This window comes from Streptomyces sp. DG2A-72 (assembly GCF_030499575.1).
GTDB lineage: Bacteria > Actinomycetota > Actinomycetes > Streptomycetales > Streptomycetaceae > Streptomyces.
The window spans coordinates 5,703,896-5,724,555 of sequence record NZ_JASTLC010000001.1 but is presented as its reverse complement, the minus strand read 5'-3'; the positions used below and the strand labels follow the sequence as shown (position 1 = coordinate 5,724,555).

Below are 20,660 nucleotides of genomic sequence, written 5' to 3'. Positions count from 1 at the left end.
TCGCGCAGCCCCCTGAGGCCCCGCGATTCCCAAACGTGTGAAGAACCGGCAACCGGTCTCCATATGAACGGCCGATAGGAACCGGCCAAACACGCCCGACAAACCGGAACCGGCCATGAAGTCGGCCCGGTCGGGGCGCGCTGGAATCACGGTGCAGCGAACCGGGAAATCGTGTGGATCTTGGTCGATAACTGTGGACAACTCGACGGTTGTGAATATCGCCCTCACCCATACCGGTGACCCCTGTACTGCCCACTGTGCGACTTCCGCAGAGCAGCCCAATGACTACACTCAGTCACATATCATGGGCATGCCAAGACTCGCGGCAGCGGCCTCGCGATGGCCCTACGGCCGTGAACAGAGGGAGGAAAACGCGTCCGGACATGCGACGACCCCCGCCGGGGAGAGCGGGGGTCGTCTCCACGGCCGACTCGGGGGGGAGGAGCCGGACCGGGTTAGCACGGTCGCGAACGATCCGTGACTTCCATGGTGTACCCGAGAGCCCTCTCAGGCAAACCCACGCGCCCACCTTACGCCGAATGGGCTGCCCCTATGCTCAGGGTTGTGGAAAACCACTCCTTGCCCCGCACAGCGGCCTTCTTTGACCTGGACAAGACGGTCATTGCGAAGTCGAGCACGCTCACCTTCAGCAAGTCGTTCTACCAAGGCGGGCTGATCAACCGCAGAGCCGCCTTGCGCACCGCATATGCCCAGTTCGTCTTCCTCGCAGGCGGCGCCGACCACGACCAGATGGAGCGGATGCGCAAGTACCTGTCCGCGCTGTGCCGCGGCTGGAACGTCCAGCAGGTGAAGGAGATCGTGGCCGAGACCCTTCACGACCTGATCGACCCGATCATCTACGACGAGGCCGCTTCCCTCATCGAGGAGCACCACACCGCAGGGCGGGACGTCGTGATCGTGTCCACGTCGGGTGCCGAGGTGGTCGAGCCCATCGGCGAACTGCTCGGCGCGGACCGGGTGGTCGCCACCCGCATGGTCGTGGGCGACGACGGCTGCTTCACCGGGGAGGTGGAGTACTACGCCTACGGTCCGACGAAGGCCGAGGCGGTCAGGGAACTGGCCGAATCCGAGGGGTACGACCTCGCACGCTGCTTCGCCTACAGCGACTCGGCGACCGATCTGCCGATGCTTCAGGCGGTCGGCCATCCCCATGCCGTGAACCCCGACCGCACACTGCGCCGTGAAGCACTCGCGCGCGGGTGGCCGATTCTGGACTTCCACCGCCCGGTACGGCTCAAGCAGCGGATGCCCACCCTCTCCGTACCGTCGCGTCCGGCGCTCGTCGCGGCAGCCGCCATAGGGGCCGCGGCGGCCACCGCGGGCCTCGTCTGGTACGCCAGTCGGCGTCGTGCCACAGCGGCCTGACCTGCTTCGTTGCCGTCACGCGCGCGTGCTTCGACATATCGGTGACCGTTTAGTACGCCTTTGAACATAAAAGTAAAGAAGTGCAGCCACCACTTCCGCTTGCCCATGTCCTGGAGTACAAAGGAGTCAACGGCCCGCGAGACCAAGGACATCCGAGAGGATCACCTTAATAACGCATTTGGCCCCACGGACCGGGCATGGACACCGGGCACCCACGCGACGTCGACCCGTCGATTACGGGCCAGCCGCACCAGGGACGGGCGAAGTCCCGACCTGATGGGCAATATATCGAGGACGCTTGGTACCCCGGTGGACATGCCAGCGGCGGTACGAGGACTCGTACCGCCGCAACCCTTCATGCCCCCTTTGGGGGGCTTTTTCATGCGCCTTTTCTCACTGCATTCTTACTGCGCCGGCCCGCGACTCGCCTGCTGCGCCGCCCCGCGCTGCAGCGCCTCGCACACCGCCGTCGACTCGCGCGCCCCCAGCTCGACAGCCCTGCCGCAGTGGGCGATCCAGGCGGCCATGCCCTCCGGAGTGCCGGAGACATAGCCGTCGAGCGCCGCCAGATAGGCGGCGCGGCCCAGTTCTGCGTGGCCGACCTCCGCCGGACAGACCGACTTCGGGTCGAGGCCGCTGCCGACCAGGACGATGCGCGCGGCCGTGCGCGCGACCAGGCCGTTGTGGGAGGCGAAGGGCCGCAGCGCAAGGAGTTCCCCGTGCACGACCGCGGCCGTCACCAGTGCGGGTGCGGAACTCCCCGCGATGATCAGCTCGGACAGGCCGTCCAGCCGCCCCGACACTTCGGCCGCGCTCGGCAGCGGCAGTTCGACCAGCGGCTCGTCGACCGGCTCGCCCTCCTGGCGGGGCCGCCCGACCTCGTCGGAGTCGCTTGCCGCCGCCACCAGATGCAGCCGGGCCAGCACACGCAGGGGTGACTGCCGCCAGACGGACAGGAGTTGGCCTGCCTCTGCGGTCAGCCTGAGGGCCGCGCCCATCGTGCGGGCCTCGTCGTCGCCGCTGAAGTCGGTGCGCCGACGCACCTCTTCGAGGGCCCAGTCGGCACCGGACAGCGCCCCGGAGCCACGGGCACCACGCAACGCCGCCTCGGAAGTGATCTCGTTGCTGCGACGCCGCATGATCCGGTGGCCGTAGACCCGGTCCACGGCCTTGCGCACGGACTCCACGGACTCGGCCACTCCGGGCAGCGAGCCCAGAGCCGCGAGCGGATCGGCGGTCGCACCTGTCGTACTCATGAGTACGACACTAGCCACACCGGGCGCGCACCCCACGATGGAGTGGTCTTCTTCACGCCCGTCTGCCACCTACAGCTATCGCCGCACTACCCTTCGTGAACATGAAAATTGCTTTCGTCGGGAAGGGCGGCAGCGACAAGACCACGTTGTCCTCCCTGTTCATCCGTCATCTCGCGGCCGACGGCGCACCGGTCGTCGCGATCGACGCGGACATCAACCAGCACCTTGGGGTCGCGCTCGGCCTGGACGAGACGGAGGCGGGCGAGCTGCCCGCGATGGGCGACCGGCTGCCGATGATCAAGGACTATCTGCGCGGCACCAACCCCCGCATCACCTCCGCCGGGACGATGACCAAGACGACGCCGCCCGGGGAGGGCTCACGGCTGCTGCGGGTCCGTGAGAACAATCCCGTGTACGACGCCTGCGCCCGGCCGGTGGAACTCGACGGCGGCGACGTCCGTTTGATGGTCACGGGCCCCTTCACGGACGCCGACCTGGGGGTCGCCTGCTACCACTCCAAGACCGGAGCGGTGGAGCTGTGCCTGAACCACCTGGTGGACGGCCGCGACGAGTATGTCGTGGTCGACATGACTGCGGGCTCGGACTCCTTCGCCTCCGGGCTGTTCACCCGCTTCGACATCACGTTCCTCGTCGCCGAACCGACCCGGAGGGGGGTCTCCGTCTATCGCCAGTACAAGGAGTACGCCGCCGACTTCGGAGTCGTCCTGCAGGTCATCGGCAACAAGGTGCACGGCCAGGAGGACCTCGACTTCCTGCGCGCCGAAGTCGGGGACGACCTGTTGGTGTCAGTGGGCTACTCGGACTGGGTGCGGGCCATGGAGAAGGGCCGGCCACCCCGGTTCGAGTTCCTGGAGGACGCGAGCCGCCGCGCCCTGCGCCTGCTGCGGACGGCCGCCGACGCGACGTATGAGCTGCGCGACTGGGAGCGCTATACGCGTCAGATGGTCCACTTCCATCTGAAGAACGCCGAGTCCTGGGGCAATGAACGCCTCGGGGTCGACCTGGCCGCGCAGATCGACCCCGGTTTCGTGCTCGGCGAGGGCGTCGGCACCCCCGCGTGACGGCTCCTACCGCCGGCCCGCCGGTGCCCCGGGCGCGCCCTTCGGGGCCGGGGCCGGGCGGGCGGACAGGAAGGATGCCCAGCCCTGCTTCGGGGCCTCGCCGACCTTCAGGGTGCGGAGCTTGCGCAGCGTCGTGGGGTCCTGGGCGTCCAGCCAGTCGGCCAGTTGCCGGAAGGAGACACAGCGCACCTCGGACTTGGTGCACACCTCCTCGATGACCTCCTCGACGGCCCGCATATAGGTGCCGCCGTTCCAGGACTCGAAGTGGTTGCCGATGATCAGGGGCGCGCGGTTGCCGTCGTAGGCCCGGTAGAAGCCCTTGAGCAGGCCGTCCCGCATCTGGTCGCCCCAGTAGTCGTACTTGTCCGGGTCGCCCTGGGTGGTGGTGCCGGACTGGTTGACCATGAAGTTGTAGTCCATGGTGAGCTGTTCGTAGGTGTGCCCGGGGAACGGCACGAGCTGCATCGACAGATCCCACAGGCCCAGCTTCTTCTTCGGCCAGACCTGGTCGTTGACGCCGCTGGTGTCATAGCGGAAGCCGAGGTCGCGGGCCGCCTTCATGAAGTTCTCCTGGCCTTCCAGACAAGGCGTGCGGGCGCCGATGAGTTCCTTGTCGTAGTCGAAGGGCAGCGGGGCGGCCCTTCTCATGCCGGTGTTGGTCTTCCAGGACTTCACGAATCGTTTCGCCTGGGCGATCTCGTCCTTCCATTCCTCGACCGACCACTCACCGACCCCGCCGCCGCTGCCGCAGAAATGACCGTTGAAGTGGGTGCCGATCTCATTGCCCTCCAGCCATGCCAGGCGCAGCTGCTTGGCGGTGTCGGCGATGCCGCGGTCGTCGTTGAAGCCGATGTCGGAGCGGCCGGGCGAGTGCTGCGGAGGCCTGTAGAGGTCGCGCTTCTCCTCAGGCAGCATGTACACGCCGCTGAGGAAGTACGTCATCGTCGCGTCGTTCTGCTTGGCAACCCTGCGGAAGTGGGAGAACAGCTTCTGGCTGTCCTCGCCGGCTCCGTCCCAGGAGAACACCACGAACTGCGGGGGTTTCTGACCGGGCTTCAGGCGTTCGGGTCTGGGCAGATGCGGCTGGGCTCCGGTGTACGAGGTGGAGCCGTCACCGATCAGACGGACCACGCTCTTGGGTGCCGCCGCTGCCTTCTGCGGGCCGGGGGCTCCTTGTTCTGCGCCCTGGGAACCGGTGTCCCCCGCCGTACAACCGGCGAGGGATGCGGCACAGGCCGCGGCGGCCACAGCGCCGGCGGCGATCCTCTGGGTGGCGGCCATACTCCGCCCACCTTTCCTTCTCTCAGGCCAACGCTGATGAGTCGATCTCGGGTGATGTGCCGGGAAGGGCCGACAGTGGCGCCAAGGTCGCACGGGACAGAGAAGGAATTAATACGACAAGCCGATAAAAAGCTCGCTTCACTCATGAGAGTTGTGTATTAGCCCATTTGCCCGAAAAATCTATGCTCGCCCTTTACTCTCCATTACGATCCATTTACCGAGCGTTGATTCATCCCGCCGCTGCACGCCGTGACCCACGGCCGCGACCCGACCCCCCGCCACCGAGCGGAGGACCACCAGATCCGCGACCGCGCTGCCCCGGAGGAGACGGGAACCATGTCAGCCTGCGTCCCCACCCGCCCATCCGATTCCCCCCGGCCCGAGCACGAGCCCCACAGCCCTCCGCCGTCCCGTCGCCGCTTCCGTATCGCGGGCGCCGATGTGTCGGCCTCGATCGCGGTCTTCCTGATCGCTCTGCCCCTGTCCCTCGGCATCGCCCTCGCCACCGGCGCGCCCCTCCAGGCCGGACTGGTCGCCGCAGCCGTCGGCGGGCTCGTGGCCGGACGCCTCGGTGGCGCCCCCCTCCAGGTCAGCGGCCCCGCGGCCGGCCTGACGGTGGTCACCGCCGATCTCATCCAGCGCTACGGCTGGCGTACGACCTGCGCCATCACCGTGCTCGCCGGTCTCGCCCAACTCGGCCTGGGCTTCCTGCGCGTGGCGCGCTCCGCGCTCGCCGTGAGCCCCGCCATCGTGCACGGCATGCTCGCCGGCATCGGCGCCACCATCGCCGTCGCCCAACTGCACATCGTCCTCGGCGGCACCCCGCACAGCTCGGTCGTCGACAACGTGCGCGAACTGCCCGCCCAACTGGCCGACCCGCATCCCACCGCCCTGTCCATGAGCGCCCTGACCCTGGCCGTGCTGCTGGTCTGGCCGCGGATTCCGGGTCAGGTGGGGCGAGTCGTACGACTGCTGCCGGTGCCCCTCGCCGCGGTGGCGACGGCGACGGCGGTGGCCGCTCTCGCCGGGTTGCGGCTGCCCCGGGTCGACCTGCCCTCGTGGAGCAGTCACGCCCTGGCCGGGCTGCCGGAAGGCCCCGTGCTCGGGATCGTCGCCGCCGTCCTGACCATCACCCTGGTCGGCGGAGTGGAGTCGCTGCTGTCCGCGGTGGCCGTGGACAAGCTGGCCGCCGCCCGGACTCAGGCGCCGCCCGTGCCGCGCGCCGACCTCGACCGGGAGCTGCGCGGCCAGGGCGCCGCCAATCTCGTCTCGGGCGCGCTCGGCGGACTGCCCGTCACCGGGGTCGCGGTGCGCAGCGCGGCGAATGTCCGATCCGGTGCCGTGAGCCGGAACTCCACGATGCTGCACGGCGTTTTCGTAGTAGTCGCCGCGCTGCTGTTGGTCCCGATCCTGGAGCTCATCCCGCTCGCCTCGCTCGCCGCCCTGGTGATGGCCGTCGGCATCCAGATGGTGTCCCTGCACCACATCCGCACGGTGACCCGCCACCGAGAAGTGCTGGTGTACGCCGTCACCACACTCGGCGTGGTGCTCTTCGGCGTCCTGGAGGGCGTGGCGCTGGGGATCGCCGTCGCCGTCGCCGTCGCCCTGCACCGCCTCACCCGCACACGCATCACGCACGAAGAGAAGGAAGGAGTCCATCACGTCCATGTACGAGGGCAGTTGACGTTCCTCGCGGTGCCGCGGCTCAGCCGTGCCCTGCATCTCGTTCCCGAAGGGGCCCATGTCGTCGTCGAGTTGGACGGCTCGTTCATGGACCATGCGGCGTACGAGTCACTGCAGGACTGGCAGAACTCGCACACCGCGCACGGCGGCACCGTCGAGGTCAGCGGCCGTCGCACCGGGGTCCGGATCGCCGAGCCCGTCGGCACCGGTGGCGGTGAGCACGCCGGCTGCCGTTGCCGTCCCTGGACACCGTGGCGCAACCACCAGTGCGAACCCCCGCAGTCCGCGGCCACGCCCGACGGGCAGCCGACCGGCCTCGCCGAAACGGCCGAGATCGGGCGCAGCGGCCATGAACTGGCCCGTGGCATCGACGCGTTCCACCGCAACACCGCGCCCCTGGTGCGGGGCGAGCTGGCCCGGCTGGCGCGCGAGGGACAGCAGCCGGTTCAGCTCTTCCTCACCTGCGCCGACTCACGGCTGGTCACGTCGATGATCACCTCCAGTGGTCCGGGCGATCTGTTCGTGGTGCGCAATGTGGGCAACCTCGTGCCGCCCCCCGGTCAGGAGAGCGGGGACGACTCGGTGGCGGCAGCGATCGAGTACGCGGTGGAGGTGCTGAAGGTGCGGTCCATCACGGTGTGCGGGCACTCCGGGTGCGGAGCCATGCAGGCGCTGCTCGACTCCGAGGCCGGTGACGTCCAGACGCCGCTCAAGCGGTGGCTGCGGCACGGGGTACCCAGCCTGGAGCGGATGGTCGACGACAGCCGCCCCTGGGCCCGGCTGGCCGGACGCCGGCCCGCCGACGCGGTCGAGCAGCTGTGCCTGACCAATGTGGTCCAGCAGTTGGAGCACCTGCGCGCCCACGAGTCGGTGACCCGCGCGCTGCGCGAGGGCTCGCTGGAATTGCACGGGATGTACTTCCACGTGGGCGAGGCGCAGGCGTACCTGCTCGCCGAGTCGGACGGGGGCGAGGTGTTCGACTGGGTGGGGGCGGCGGACGTATCGGCGTGACCAGCGATGTGAGAGGCGTTACACCATCTGAACTCGCCGGCTCCGCCGTCCGTGGGAAGGGATGACCCCGGTCACCGGAAGGCCGCTACGGAACCGGACCGGCAGGTCTAAACCAATTTCCGGTCGACCCTTGTCATCCGGCCCCCAGGTCTGATGAGCTGTGGCCTGGGACACAACGGACACCCTGGGAAAGGGAGATGTCGTGAGCAACGAAAGCCTGGCCAACCTCTTGAAAGAGGAGCGACGCTTCGCGCCGCCCGCTGACCTGGCCGCGAACGCCAATGTCACGGCGGAGGCGTACGAACAGGCCAAGGCTGACCGGCTCGGCTTCTGGGCCACGCAGGCCCGGCGGCTGACCTGGGCCAAGGAGCCGACGGAGACACTGGACTGGTCGAACCCGCCGTTCGCCAAGTGGTTCAAGGACGGCGAGCTGAACGTCGCGTACAACTGCGTCGACCGGCATGTCGAGGCGGGGCACGGCGACCGGGTCGCCATCCACTTCGAGGGGGAGCCCGGCGACAGCCGCACCATCACCTACGCCGAGCTGAAGGACGAGGTCTCCAAGGCCGCGGGCGCCCTGCTGGAGCTGGGCGTGCGCAAGGGCGACCGGGTCGCCGTCTATATGCCGATGATCCCCGAGACCGCGATCGCGATGCTGGCATGCGCCCGGATCGGCGCAGCGCACTCCGTGGTCTTCGGCGGCTTCTCGGCGGACGCGCTCGCGACCCGTATCCAGGACGCGGACGCCAAGGTCGTCATCACGTCCGACGGCGGCTACCGGCGCGGCAAGCCGTCCGCGCTGAAGCCGGCCGTCGACGAGGCGATCACCAAGGCGGGCAATGTCGAGCATGTGCTCGTGGTCCGCCGTACGGGCCAGGAGGTCGCCTGGAACGACGAGTTGGACGTGTGGTGGCACGAGATCGTCGACCGGCAGTCCGCCGAGCACACGCCGGAACCCTTCGAGGCCGAGCAGCCCCTGTTCATCCTCTACACGTCCGGTACGACGGGTAAGCCGAAGGGCATCCTGCACACCTCGGGCGGCTACCTCACGCAGGTCGCGTACACCCACCACGCCGTCTTCGACCTCAAGCCGGAGACGGACGTGTACTGGTGCACGGCCGACGTCGGCTGGGTCACCGGGCACTCATACATCGTCTACGGGCCGCTGGCCAACGGCGCGACCCAGGTGATGTACGAGGGCACGCCGGACACCCCGCACCAGGGGCGGTTCTGGGAGATCGTGCAGAAGTACGGGGTGACGATCCTGTACACGGCGCCGACCGCGATCCGTACGTTCATGAAGTGGGGCGACGACATCCCCGCGAAGTTCGATCTCTCCTCCCTCCGTGTCCTCGGCTCGGTCGGCGAGCCCATCAACCCCGAGGCCTGGATCTGGTATCGCAAGCACATCGGGGCCGACCGGACGCCGATCGTGGACACCTGGTGGCAGACCGAGACCGGCGCGATGATGATCTCGCCGCTGCCGGGCGCCACGGAGACCAAGCCGGGTTCCGCTCAGGTCCCGCTGCCCGGTATCTCCGCGACCGTCGTCGACGACGAGGCGCGGGAGGTGCCCAACGGCGGCGGTGGCTATCTGGTGCTCACCGAGCCGTGGCCCTCGATGCTGCGCACCATCTGGGGTGACGACCAGAGGTTCCTCGACACCTACTGGTCACGGTTCGAGGGCAAGTACTTCGCCGGTGACGGGGCGAAGAAGGACGACGACGGTGACATCTGGCTGCTCGGCCGGGTGGACGACGTCATGCTCGTGTCCGGGCACAACATCTCCACGACCGAGGTGGAGTCGGCGCTCGTCTCGCACCCGTCGGTCGCCGAGGCGGCCGTCGTCGGTGCGGCCGACGAGACGACCGGCCAGGCCATCGTCGCCTTCGTGATCCTGCGCGGCACGGCGTCGGAGACGGAGAACCTCGTCGCCGACCTGCAGGGCCACGTCAGCGCCGCCCTCGGCCCCATCGCCAAGCCGAAGCGGATCCTGCCGGTTGCGGAGCTGCCGAAGACCCGCTCCGGCAAGATCATGCGCCGTCTGCTGCGGGACGTGGCGGAGAACCGTCAGCTCGGCGATGTCACCACGCTGACCGACTCGACGGTCATGGACCTCATCCAGGCGAAGCTTCCGGCGGCGCCGACCGAGGACTGAAGCACGCCCTCAGGGGCACCCGGCGACAAGCGCGCCGGGTGCCCCTTTCGCGCTTAACGTGAAGACCCCCCGACGAGCCCGGGCCGCATCTTAGGTAAACTAAGCAAACCGTCAAGAACGTGACAACGAACCAAGGTGCGCCGGGAAGTCTGGTCGGCATGTGTTCCGTCCTGCCCACCGACTGGAGGTCTCCTCGTGGCCGCGCCCGCCCGTAACAGGGAAAACGCCAGCACCCGCAAGGTTTTCGGACGTCTGTCCCTGCCCGAGCGAACCTTCGTGGCGGACGCGCTGCGCGCCGAGACGGTCGGCGGTGTGCTGCTGCTCCTCGCCGCGATCGCCGCGCTGCTCTGGGCGAACATACCCGCGCTGCACGACAGCTACGAGAGCGTCAGCCACTACCACCTCGGCCCCGAGGCGCTCGGCCTGAACCTGTCGATCGCGCACTGGGCGGCCGACGGACTGCTCGCGATCTTCTTCTTCGTCGCCGGTATCGAGCTCAAGCGTGAGCTGGTCGCCGGTGATCTGCGCGACCCCAAGGCCGCCGTGCTGCCCGTCGTCGCGGCCCTGTGCGGCATGGCCGCACCGGCGCTCGTCTACGCCCTCACCAACGTCACCGGCGGCGGCTCGCTGGTGGGCTGGGCCGTGCCCACCGCCACCGACATCGCCTTCGCGCTGGCGGTGCTCGCGGTCATCGGTACATCCCTGCCGAGCGCCCTGCGCGCCTTCCTGCTCACCCTCGCCGTCGTCGACGACCTGTTCGCGATCCTGATCATCGCGGTCTTCTTCACCGACACCATCGACTTCGCCGCGCTCGGCGGCGCCGTCGTCGGCCTGCTCGTCTTCTGGCTGCTGCTGCGCAAGGGCGTACGCGGCTGGTACGTCTACGTCCCGCTCGCCCTCGTCGTCTGGGGGCTGATGTACAACAGCGGCATCCACGCCACGATCGCGGGCGTCGCGATGGGCCTGATGCTGCGCTGCCACCGCCACGAGGGCGAGGACCACTCCCCCGGCGAGCGCATCGAGCATCTCGTACGGCCGCTGTCGGCGGGCCTCGCTGTGCCGCTGTTCGCGCTGTTCAGCGCCGGTGTCTCCCTTTCGGGGGGCGTCCTGGGCGACGTATTCGCCCAGCCGGAGACGCTCGGCGTGGTCCTGGGTCTGGTCGTCGGCAAGGCGCTCGGCATCTTCGGGGGTACGTGGCTGACGGCACGTTTCACCAGGGCGTCGCTCAGTGACGACCTCGCCTGGCCGGACGTGTTCGCGGTGGCGTCGCTGGCCGGCATCGGGTTCACCGTCTCGCTGCTGATCGGCGAGCTCGCCTTCGACGGCGACGCGGTGCTGACCGGCGAGATCAAGGCTGCCGTGCTGCTGGGCTCGCTCATCTCGGCGGCTCTGGCGACCGTCCTGCTGAAGGTACGGAACACCAAGTACCGCAAGATGTGCGAGGACGAGGAGCGCGACGACGACCTCGACGGCATCCCGGACATCTACGAGGAGGACGACCCGGCGTACCACCTGCGGATGGCCGGCATCTACGAGCGCAAGGCCGCCGAGCACCGCCGGATCGCCGAGCTGATGACCGCGGAGAACGGCACCGGCATGCCGAAGTGACGACCGGGGCAGGCGACGGGGACGACGGTCCGGCATGATCTGACGGGACGGTACAAAATGACCGTCGAAAAGAAGTCAGGCAGGAGAGGGAGACCGCGATGAGCGCACCCGACGGCAGCCCGGTCGGTACCGAACGCAGCATCGGCCAGCTGTTCGCCTCGGCGACCACCGAGATGTCCGCGCTGGTGCACGACGAGATCGCGCTGGCCAAGGCGCAGCTCAAGCAGGACGTCAAGCGCGGGGCGATGAGCGGCGGCGCGTTCACGGTGGCCGCCGGCGTGCTGGTCTTCTCCCTGCCGATGCTGAACTTCGCTCTGGCGTACGGCATCCGGACCTGGAGCGACTGGAATCTCGCGATCTGCTTCCTGCTGTCCTTCGCGGCGAACGTGCTGATCGCGCTCGTCCTGGCCCTGATCGGCGTCGTGTTCGCGAAGAAGGCCAAGAAGGGCAAGGGCCCGCAGAAGGTCGCGGCCTCCATGAAGGAGACGGCGGTCGTCCTGCAGAAGGCCAAGCCGCACCCGCGTGCCGAACTGCCGCAGGACCGGGTCCCGGAGGCCATCGAAGCTGTGGCACGCTCGTCGTCATGACCGACCCTTCGGCTCAGCCCGCCTCTGTCGTACGGCCGGACGGTCCCTGGACACACAGGGACGTGGCCGCCAATGGGGCGCGCTTCCACATCGCCGAGATGGGCGACGGGCCGCTGGTGCTGTTGCTGCACGGCTTCCCGCAGTTCTGGTGGACCTGGCGGCACCAGCTGGTCGCCCTCGCCGACGCCGGGTTCCGGGCCGTCGCGATGGACCTGCGGGGTGTCGGCGGCAGCGACCGTACGCCCCGGGGTTACGACCCGGGCAACCTCGCCCTCGACATCACGGGCGTCGTACGGTCGCTCGGCGAGCCGGACGCCGCGCTCGTCGGGCACGACCTGGGCGGCTACATGGCGTGGACGGCGGCCGTGATGCGCCCGAAGCTCGTACGGCGGCTCGCGGTCACCTCGATGCCGCATCCGCGGCGCTGGCGGGCCGCCATGCTCTCCGACGTCAGGCAGACGGCCGCGGGTTCGTACATCTGGGGGTTCCAGCGGCCCTGGATCCCGGAGCGGCAGCTCGTCGCGGACGACGGGGCGCTCGTCGCCCGGCTGATGCGGGACTGGTCCGGGCCGAGCCTGCCGGACGACAAGGCGGTGGAGACGTACCAACGCGCCATGTGCATCCCGTCGACCGCCCACTGCTCGATCGAGCCGTACCGGTGGATGGTGCGGTCCCTCGCCCGCCTGGACGGCGTCCAGTTCAACCGGCGGATGAAGCGACCCGTACGGGTGCCGACGCTCCATCTCCACGGCTCCCTTGACCCGGTGATGCGGACCCGCAGCGCGGCCGGCTCCGGAGAGTACGTCGAAGCACCGTACCGCTGGCGCCTGTTCGACGGACTCGGGCACTTCCCGCATGAAGAGGACCCAGTGGCGTTTTCCGCAGAGCTCATCAGCTGGCTCAAGGATCCCGAGCCGGACCGATGAAGTGCGCCTGAGCTGCGACCGGCTGGGGGTCCGGGGCCCGCGGCGGAGCCGCTGATGTCACAGCCCTCGGGAAAACACAGCCCGCACGAGGAGGATCCGGTCGCCTTCTCGACCGAACTGATCAGCTGGCTGAAGGATCCCGAACCCGATCGGTGACCGTGTCGGCGCGTGCCGTGTCGCCCGTTCGGAACAACCGTCCTACGAACAGCCAAATGCCTGGCGCATAGGCCAATTGGGGGGCGTGGGGGCGGTTATCGACCTTGGGGCAGGGGCACACGTCCGGGTATGGGCTGGACGCACGACTACAGTGACGCAGCACGCAATCGACGCTCGGGCAACGCCTTGAGCTCTCACCAGCGAGGCACCCCGCAGCTGCCGGGCACCGACCTCCGCGTGGGCATCCCGCACATCCTGCGCCGCCGGGCCCGCTGGGTCTCCGTACGGCTGCGTCATACGCGCGGCTGAGCTCCGTACTCCGTACGACCTACAGAGCGCAGCTGTCGCTGTCCACCCGCTGGTTCGCGGTGCGCCCCTTGGTGATGTCCTCCTGGATCTCGTCCGCGGTGAGCGCGTACCCCGTCTCGGCGTCGTCGAGGGACTTGGCGAAGACCACGCCGTACACCTGGCCTTCGGGGGTGAGCAGCGGGCCGCCGGAGTTGCCCTGGCGGACGGTCGCGTACAGGGAGTAGACGTCGCGGCTGACGGTGCCGCGGTGGTAGATGTCCGCGCCGCTGGCCGTGATGCGCCCGCGAACCCGCGCGGACCGCACGTCGTACGCCCCGTTCTCCGGGAAGCCGGCGACGATCGCGCTGTCTCCGCTGCCGGCGTCCTCGGTGGTGAACTCGAGCGCCGGAGCGTCCAGATCGGGTACGTCGAGTACGGCGATGTCGCGCTCCCAGTCGTAGAGGACGACCGTCGCGTCGTACTTCCTGCCCTCGCCGCCTATCTGGATGGTGGGCTCGTCGACGCCGCCGACGACATGCGCGTTGGTCATGACGCGGCGGTCGGAGAAGACGAAGCCGGTGCCTTCGAGGACCTTGCCGCAACTCTCGGCGGTGCCCATGACCTTGACGATGGAGCGCTGGGCGCGGGCGGCGACGGCGCTGCCCGCGAGGGCCGGGTCCGGGGGCGCGACCTCCTTGATCGGCTCGTTCGAGAACGGGCTGAAGACCTGCGGGAAGCCGTTCTGCGCGAGGACCGAGGTGAAGTCCTTGAACCAGGTGTCGGCCTGGGTGGGCAGCGCCTCCGACACCCCCAGCAGCACCTTGGAGTTACGGACCTCCTTGCCCAGCGTGGGCAGCGTGGTCTGCGCGAGGGCGGAGCCGATGAGCCACGCGACCAGGAGCATCGCCACGACGTTGACGAGCGCGCCGCCGGTCGCGTCCAGGGCGCGGGCCGGGGACCAGGTGATGTACCGGCGCAGCTTGTTGCCGAGGTGGGTGGTGAGCGCCTGGCCGACGGAGGCGCAGACGATGACGACCACGACCGCGACGACGGCGGCGGTCGTGCCGACCTCGGCGTTGTCGGTCAGCGCGTCCCAGATGACGGGCAGCACATAGACCGCGACGAGACCGCCGCCCAGGAAGCCGATCACCGACAGGATGCCGACGACGAAGCCTTGGCGATAGCCGACGATGGCGAACCACACAGCGGCAACCAGGAGCAGGATGTCCAGCACATTCACGGGGGCCACCCTGTCATGAGCGCCAGTCGAGCGGGACCTGCTTCGCGCGGTCCCATGGTCGCTCCCAGCCCGCGTAGTGCAGCAGGCGGTCGATGATCCCCGCCGTGAACCCCCACACCAGGGCCGATTCGACCAGAAATGCCGGACCTTGGTGACCTCTGGGGTGGACGGCGGTGACGCGGTGGGCGGGATCCGTGAGATCCGCCACGGGAACGGTGAAGACGCGCGCGGTCTCGTTCGGATCGACCACCCCGACCGGGCTCGGCTCGCGCCACCAGCCCAGCACCGGGGTCACGACGAAGCTGCTGATGGGGATGTACAGCTTGGGCAGCACGCCGAAGAGCTGGACGCCGGCCGGATCAAGGCCGGTCTCCTCCTCGGCCTCGCGGAGAGCGGCCCGTAGTGGCCCGTCGGCCTTCGGGTCGCCGTCCTCGGGGTCGAGGGCACCGCCCGGGAAGGACGGCTGCCCGGCGTGCGAGCGCAGCGAACTCGCCCGCTCCATCAGCAGCAGCTCGGGACCGCGCTCGCCCTCACCGAACAGGATCAGTACGGCGGACTGCCGCCCCGCGCCGTTCTCCGGCGGCAGGAAGCGGCTCAGCTGGAGCGGCTGCACCGTCTCCACCGCGTACACCACCGGATCGAGCCAGCCGGGCAGGCCCTCCTTGCTGAGCGCCACCGGGCCGCCCTGTGTGTCGCTTGCTCGCGTCATCGCCACCCCCGTCGTCCTGCACTGCCCAACGCGGGACGGCACCGAGATCGTTCCTGAGGACTCATCCGGCCCCCAGCGGCGGCGCCGGCTTGCCGCCCGCGTCCAGATACGCCTGCGGAGGCTTCAGACGCTGGCCCGGGAAGCCGCCCTTCTCGTACTTGAGCAGCTTCTTCGCCTTCTCCGGGTCCGTCTCGCCCTCGCCGTACGCCGGGCAGAGCGGGGCGATGGGGCAGGCGCCGCAGGCGGGCTTGCGGGCGTGGCAGATGCGCCGGCCGTGGAAGATCACGTGGTGCGAGAGCATCGTCCAGTCGCTCTTGGGAAAGAGCGCGGCGACGGCGGCCTCGATCTTGTCCGGCTCGGTCGCGTCGGTCCACTGCCAGCGCCGCACCAGCCGCTGGAAGTGCGTGTCCACGGTGAGGCCGGGGCGGCCGAAGGCGTTGCCGAGCACGACGAACGCGGTCTTGCGGCCCACGCCGGGGAGCTTGACGAGGTCTTCGAGCCTGCCGGGGACCTCGCCGCCGAAGTCCGCCGCGAGAGCCTTCGACAGCCCCATCACCGACTTGGTCTTGGCCCGGAAGAAGCCGGTCGGGCGAAGGATCTCCTCGACCTCCTCCGGGTTGGCGGCCGCCAGGTCCTCGGGCGTCGGGTACTTGGCGAAGAGCGCCGGGGTGGTCTGGTTGACGCGGAGGTCGGTGGTCTGGGCGGACAGCACGGTGGCCACCAGCAGTTGGAAGGGGTTCTCGAAGTCCAGCTCGGGGTGGGCGTACGGATAGACCTCGGCGAGCTCGCGGTTGATCCGGCGGGCCCGGCGGACGAGGGCGGTGCGGGACTCGTCCTTGGGAGGCTTCGGAGGCTTCGAATCCTTCGGAGGCTTCGAAGCCGCCTTCTTCACCGCGGCCTTCTTTTCCACAGGCTCCTTCACAGGCTCCTTTGTCACTTTTGTCGCTTTCTCTCCGCCGGTGGGGATCTGTTCGCCCACAGCAGAATCCCGACGTACAACCACCCGTACAGCCCCCTTGGCCTGTGCTCTCACCGGCGATTTGGACACCCGGCCAGCCTAAAGCCCGGCACTGACATCCGCCCCGGACCCGTGAGATCGGCCCCCGATTGGACCCCTGCCGCGTACCCCGGCGCACCTGTGCGGCATCCTTGTGACAGATCACACTGTTTGGACCGTCCGGCAAAATGGGGAGCACGGTCCCCTGGTACGCGGGGGAGTGATCCCCTGAGCAGGTCGACAAGGAGAGAACTCGTGGACGACGTTCTGCGGCGCAACCCGCTCTTCGCGGCGCTCGATGACGAGCAGTCCGCGGAGCTGCGCGCCTCCATGAGTGAGGTGACCCTCGCACGTGGCGACTCCCTGTTCCACGAGGGCGACCCGGGCGACCGGCTCTATGTCGTCACCGAGGGCAAGGTCAAGCTCCACCGCACCTCGCCCGACGGCCGCGAGAACATGCTGGCCGTCGTCGGCCCCGGCGAGCTCATCGGCGAACTGTCGCTCTTCGACCCGGGCCCGCGCACGGCGACCGCCACCGCGCTGACCGAGGTCAAGCTGCTGGGCCTGGGCCACGGCGACCTCCAGCCCTGGCTGAACGTCCGCCCCGAGGTGGCCACCGCGCTGCTGCGCGCCGTCGCCCGCCGGCTGCGCAAGACCAACGACCAGATGTCCAACCTGGTCTTCTCCGACGTCCCCGGCCGTGTCGCACGCGCCCTGCTGGACCTCTCCCGCCGCTTCGGCGTGCAGTCCGAGGAGGGCATCCACGTCGTCCACGACCTCACCCAGGAGGAGCTGGCCCAGCTGGTCGGCGCCTCCCGCGAGACGGTCAACAAGGCGCTCGCCGACTTCGCCCAGCGCGGATGGCTCCGCCTCGAGGCTCGCGCGGTGATCCTGCTGGACGTGGAGCGGCTCGCCAAGCGCTCGCGGTAGCCACGCCGTTGACGACGTTGACGCCCGGCCCCGGCGATTCCGTCAGGGCACAGTGACCCCATGGCCGCAGCCGCTCCCCGCAGAGGGCTCGACTCCCTCGGCTTCATCGAACGTGAGGGCTCTCTCGGGCGAGTCCCGCCCGCCTTCCGTCCCGTCGTCGCCGCCACCCGTGACCGCGTGCTGGATCTCTTCGGGGCGCGGTTGGACAGCGCCTACCTCTACGGGTCGATTCCGCGGGGCACCGCGCGCGTGGGGCTCAGTGATCTGGACCTGCTCGCCGTGCTGCGCGAGGAGCCAGGTGACGCGGACCGGGAGGGGGCGCGGACGCTGGGTGAGGCGGTCGACAAGGAGTTTCCGCAGGTCGACGGCGTCGGGATCCTGCTGGTCAGCCGGACGCAGGTGCTGAGCGAGCCGGAGCGCTACGACCTGGGGTGGTTCGTCGCGTGCCTGTGCACCCCGCTGCTCGGCGAGGATCTCGCCGAGTACCTGCCGCGCTACCGGCCCGACTCGCTGCTCGCCCGCGAGACCAACGGTGACCTCGCCCTGCTCCTCCCCAGCTGGCGCGAGCGGATCGCCGCGGCCGACGAGGCCCGGCGGCCCCTCGTACGCTTCATGTCCCGCCGCCTCGTCCGCACCGGCTTCACGCTCGTGATGCCCCGCTGGAACGGCTGGACCAGCGATCTGACGGAGATGGCCGAGGTGTTCGCCGCGTACTACCCCGCGCGCGGAGAGCAGATGCAGGCCGCCGCGGTCCTCGGGTACGAGCCCACCGGCGAGCGGGAAGTCCTGGTGTCGTACGTCGAGGACCTCGGGCCGTGGCTCGCCGAGGAGTACGCGCGCGTGCACGGCGTCAAAGCGCCCCGGCCCCACTCCTAGATGAGGCCGTGCTCCTCCAGGTAGTCCAGCTGTGCCCGTACCGACAACTCCGCCGCGGGCCACAGGGACCGGTCCACGTCCGCGTACACATGGGCGACGACCTCCGACGGCGTACGGTAGCCGTCCTCCACGGCCGTCTCGATCTGGGCGAGACGGTGGGCACGGTGGGCGAGATAGAACTCCACGGCGCCCTGGGCGTCCTCCAGGACCGGTCCATGGCCCGGCAGGACGGTGTGGACGCCGTCGTCGACGGTGAGGGACCTGAGCCGTCGCAGGGAGTCCAGATAGTCGCCCAGGCGGCCGTCGGGGTGCGCCACGACCGTCGTACCGCGGCCCAGGATCGTGTCGCCGGTCACGACCGCGCGATCGGCCGGGAGATGGAAGCACAGGGAGTCCGAGGTGTGCCCGGGCGTCGGTACGACCCTCAGCTCCAGGCCGCCGACCGTGACCACGTCCCCGGCCGCCAGCCCCTCGTCGCCCAGTCGCAGCGCCGGGTCCAGGGCCCGCACGTTCGTGCCCGTCAGTTCGGCGAAACGGGCGGCGCCTTCGGCGTGGTCGGGGTGACCGTGTGTCAGCAGGGTCAGGGAGATGCGCTTGCCGGCCTTCTCGGCGGTGTCGAGGACGGTGCGCAGGTGGCTCTCGTCCCGTGGGCCCGGGTCGATCACCACGGCCAGTTCGGAGTCGGGCTCCGACAGGATCCACGTGTTGGTGCCGTCCAGGGTCATCGCCGAGGCGTTGGGCGCAAGGACGTTGACGGCCCGTGGGGTGGCGGGGCCCGAGAGGACCCCGCCCCTCGGCTGGCCGGGAAGGGCGGCTGCGTCCGTCATACGAGGGGATCCTCCGGGGCGTACGGGGCGGCGGTCCGGTTCATGCGAGTGGCTGTGGCGTGCGTCATGCTTCAGGCCCCGCCTGTGGGGATGTGCTTCGTGAACTCGTCGTGGCCCGGCCAGGACAGCACGATCTCGTCGTCCTCGAGGCGGGCCTTGGCCAGGACAGGGGTCATGTCACGGTCGGGGGTGGCGGCGAGCGCCGCGGCGGCCGTGGCGTACGGGGACAGCTGACGCAGGGTCGCGATGGTGGGCGGCATCATCAGCAGCTCGCCCTTGTCGTACGACGCGGCGGCGTCGGCCGGTGCTGTCCACACCGTGCGGTCGGCCTCCGTGGAGACGTTCCGGGTGCGCTGGCCCTCGGGGAGGGCCGCCACGAAGAACCAGGTGTCATAGCGGCGGGGTTCGAACTCCGGGGTGATCCAGCGGGTCCAGGCGCCCAGCAGATCCGAGCGAAGGACCAGTCCACGGCGCTCCAGGAACTGGGCGAAGGACAGATCCCGGGCGACCAGGGCGGCACGGTCCGCCTCCCAGTCGTCGCCGGTGGTGTCACCGACGACCGAGTCGGGGGTGGGGCCGGCGAGAAGGACGCCTGCCTCCTCGTACGTCTCCCGTACCGCCGCGCAGACGATCGCCTGGGCCGCCGTCGTCTCGTCGACGCCGAGTCTGTCCGCCCACCACGCGCGCGTGGGGCCCGCCCAGCGGATGTGGTGGTCGTCGTCGCGCGGGTCGACACCGCCGCCCGGATACGCGTACGCGCCTCCGGCGAAGGCCATGGAGGCGCGTCTGCGCAGCATGTGGACGGCGGGGCCGGCGTCGGTGTCCTTCAGGAGCATGACGGTGGCCGCGCGCCTCGGGGTGACCGGGGTGAGGGTCCCTTCCGCGAGGGCGCGGATCAGGGCCGGCCACTCCTGGGGATACCACTGCCCGTTTGCCATGGGCGGAGGGTATCCCGGGGTGGGCTGATGTTCGAGATGTACCCGGCGCCGTTACGGCACCAGCTCCACCTGCACCTCGACCTCCACCGGCGCGTCCAGCGGCAGCACCGCCACGCCCACCGCACTGCGCGCGTGCACACCCTTGTCGCCCAGGACCGCGCCCAGGAGTTCGCTCGCGCCGTTGAGGACACCCGGCTGGCCGGTGAAGTCCGGGGCCGAGGCGACGAAGCCGACGACCTTCACCACGCGCGCGATGCGGTCCAGGTCACCCACGACGGACTTGACCGCGGCGAGGGCGTTCAGCGCGCACGTGCGGGCGAGCTCCTTGGCCTCCTCGGGCGTGACCTCGGCGCCCACCTTGCCGGTGACCGGAAGCTTGCCGTCCACCATCGGGAGCTGGCCGGCGGTGTAGACGTACACACCGCTCCGCACGGCCGGCTGGTACGCGGCGAGCGGCGGGACGACCTCCGGCAGGGTCAGGCCGAGCTCGGCCAGCTTCGTCTCGACCGCGCTCACTGCTTCTCCCGCTTCAGGTAGGCCACCAGCTGCTCGGGGTTGTTCGGCCCGGGCACGACCTGGACGAGCTCCCAGCCGTCCTCGCCCCAGGTGTCCAGAATCTGCTTCGTGGCGTGGACGAGCAGTGGCACGGTTGCGTATTCCCACTTGGTCATGGGGCCGACTGTATCCGCTGCCGCGCGAGGCCTCGCGCACACGTTGTCCA

General features: G+C 69.5%; 19 protein-coding genes. 10 read left to right on the top strand and 9 right to left on the bottom strand.

All coding sequences use genetic code 11. The features are described 5' to 3' along the window. Nucleotides 1-552: 552 nt before the first annotated feature. Nucleotides 553-1,386, top strand: a complete 834-nt coding sequence (locus QQY66_RS27365; protein ID WP_301982942.1) for an HAD family phosphatase — start codon at nt 553-555, stop codon at nt 1,384-1,386. A 404-nt stretch (nt 1,387-1,790) separates the two neighbouring features. Here the strand turns inward: QQY66_RS27365 and QQY66_RS27360 are convergent, their stop codons facing one another. Then, nucleotides 1,791-2,642 (bottom strand): Fic family protein, encoded by an 852-nt coding sequence (locus tag QQY66_RS27360; RefSeq protein ID WP_301982941.1) that lies wholly within the window; start codon nt 2,640-2,642, stop codon nt 1,791-1,793. A 101-nt stretch (nt 2,643-2,743) separates the two neighbouring features. Between QQY66_RS27360 and QQY66_RS27355 the strand changes: the two genes are divergently transcribed. Beyond that, nucleotides 2,744-3,724 (top strand): ATP-binding protein, encoded by a 981-nt coding sequence (locus QQY66_RS27355; RefSeq protein ID WP_301982940.1) that lies wholly within the window; start codon nt 2,744-2,746, stop codon nt 3,722-3,724. 6 nt (nt 3,725-3,730) lie between these two features. Here the strand turns inward: QQY66_RS27355 and QQY66_RS27350 are convergent, their stop codons facing one another. Then, the gene (locus QQY66_RS27350) at nt 3,731-5,005 is read right to left on the bottom strand and encodes a hypothetical protein (RefSeq protein WP_301982939.1); all 1,275 of its coding nucleotides are present in this window, start codon (nt 5,003-5,005) and stop codon (nt 3,731-3,733) included. 336 nt (nt 5,006-5,341) lie between these two features. Here QQY66_RS27350 and QQY66_RS27345 point away from each other — a divergent pair, with 336 nt between their 5' ends. The 6 genes from QQY66_RS27345 (at nt 5,342) to QQY66_RS27320 (ending at nt 13,443) form a co-directional block, all read left to right on the top strand. Further along, nucleotides 5,342-7,699 (top strand): bifunctional SulP family inorganic anion transporter/carbonic anhydrase, encoded by a 2,358-nt coding sequence (locus QQY66_RS27345; RefSeq protein ID WP_301982938.1) that lies wholly within the window; start codon nt 5,342-5,344, stop codon nt 7,697-7,699. Nucleotides 7,700-7,901: 202 nt separating this feature from the next. Then, entirely contained in the window at nt 7,902-9,857 is a 1,956-nt protein-coding gene (acs, locus tag QQY66_RS27340) for an acetate--CoA ligase (RefSeq protein WP_301982937.1), read from the top strand. A 195-nt stretch (nt 9,858-10,052) separates the two neighbouring features. Beyond that, complete coding sequence (gene nhaA, locus QQY66_RS27335) at nt 10,053-11,465, top strand: Na+/H+ antiporter NhaA (protein WP_367666997.1); 1,413 nt, start codon at nt 10,053-10,055, stop codon at nt 11,463-11,465. A gap of 98 nt (nt 11,466-11,563) precedes the next feature. Beyond that, a complete protein-coding gene (locus tag QQY66_RS27330; protein ID WP_301982936.1) occupies nt 11,564-12,052 on the top strand; it encodes a phage holin family protein in 489 nt (162 codons plus the stop codon). Further along, the gene (locus tag QQY66_RS27325) at nt 12,049-12,978 is read left to right on the top strand and encodes an alpha/beta fold hydrolase (protein WP_301982935.1); all 930 of its coding nucleotides are present in this window, start codon (nt 12,049-12,051) and stop codon (nt 12,976-12,978) included. Before QQY66_RS27330 ends, QQY66_RS27325 begins: the two co-directional genes overlap by 4 nt. A 285-nt stretch (nt 12,979-13,263) precedes the next feature. Then, on the top strand, nt 13,264-13,443 hold the full coding sequence (locus QQY66_RS27320) for a hypothetical protein (protein WP_301982934.1): 180 nt from the start codon (nt 13,264-13,266) through the stop codon (nt 13,441-13,443). Nucleotides 13,444-13,462: 19 nt separating this feature from the next. Here the strand turns inward: QQY66_RS27320 and QQY66_RS27315 are convergent, their stop codons facing one another. The 3 genes from QQY66_RS27315 to nth form a co-directional block, all read right to left on the bottom strand. After that, on the bottom strand, nt 13,463-14,662 hold the full coding sequence (locus QQY66_RS27315) for a MarP family serine protease (RefSeq protein ID WP_301982933.1): 1,200 nt from the start codon (nt 14,660-14,662) through the stop codon (nt 13,463-13,465). A 13-nt stretch (nt 14,663-14,675) separates the two neighbouring features. Then, on the bottom strand, nt 14,676-15,371 hold the full coding sequence (locus QQY66_RS27310) for a CoA pyrophosphatase (protein WP_301982932.1): 696 nt from the start codon (nt 15,369-15,371) through the stop codon (nt 14,676-14,678). A 61-nt stretch (nt 15,372-15,432) separates the two neighbouring features. Continuing rightward, entirely contained in the window at nt 15,433-16,263 is an 831-nt protein-coding gene (gene nth / locus QQY66_RS27305; protein WP_301987509.1) for an endonuclease III, read from the bottom strand. A 360-nt stretch (nt 16,264-16,623) separates the two neighbouring features. On the opposite strand from nth, the gene QQY66_RS27300 reads away from it, so the two are divergent. Both QQY66_RS27300 and QQY66_RS27295 read left to right on the top strand, forming a co-directional pair. Continuing rightward, the gene (locus QQY66_RS27300; protein WP_301982931.1) at nt 16,624-17,298 is read left to right on the top strand and encodes a Crp/Fnr family transcriptional regulator; all 675 of its coding nucleotides are present in this window, start codon (nt 16,624-16,626) and stop codon (nt 17,296-17,298) included. Nucleotides 17,299-17,358: 60 nt separating this feature from the next. Further along, nucleotides 17,359-18,174, top strand: coding sequence for a nucleotidyltransferase domain-containing protein (locus QQY66_RS27295; RefSeq protein WP_301982930.1), 816 nt, complete (start codon nt 17,359-17,361; stop codon nt 18,172-18,174). On the opposite strand, the gene QQY66_RS27290 is transcribed toward QQY66_RS27295, so the two are convergent. From QQY66_RS27290 to QQY66_RS27275, 4 genes are all read right to left on the bottom strand, one after another. After that, complete coding sequence (locus QQY66_RS27290) at nt 18,171-19,001, bottom strand: MBL fold metallo-hydrolase (protein ID WP_301982929.1); 831 nt, start codon at nt 18,999-19,001, stop codon at nt 18,171-18,173. The genes QQY66_RS27295 and QQY66_RS27290 overlap by 4 nt on opposite strands. A gap of 71 nt (nt 19,002-19,072) precedes the next feature. Beyond that, nucleotides 19,073-19,939 (bottom strand): NUDIX hydrolase, encoded by an 867-nt coding sequence (locus QQY66_RS27285; protein WP_301982928.1) that lies wholly within the window; start codon nt 19,937-19,939, stop codon nt 19,073-19,075. A 51-nt stretch (nt 19,940-19,990) separates the two neighbouring features. Beyond that, nucleotides 19,991-20,455, bottom strand: a complete 465-nt coding sequence (locus tag QQY66_RS27280; RefSeq protein WP_301982927.1) for a RidA family protein — start codon at nt 20,453-20,455, stop codon at nt 19,991-19,993. Next, the gene (locus tag QQY66_RS27275) at nt 20,452-20,610 is read right to left on the bottom strand and encodes a DUF4177 domain-containing protein (protein WP_003991873.1); all 159 of its coding nucleotides are present in this window, start codon (nt 20,608-20,610) and stop codon (nt 20,452-20,454) included. The genes QQY66_RS27280 and QQY66_RS27275 overlap by 4 nt, the downstream gene beginning before the upstream one ends. Nucleotides 20,611-20,660: the final 50 nt, after the last annotated feature.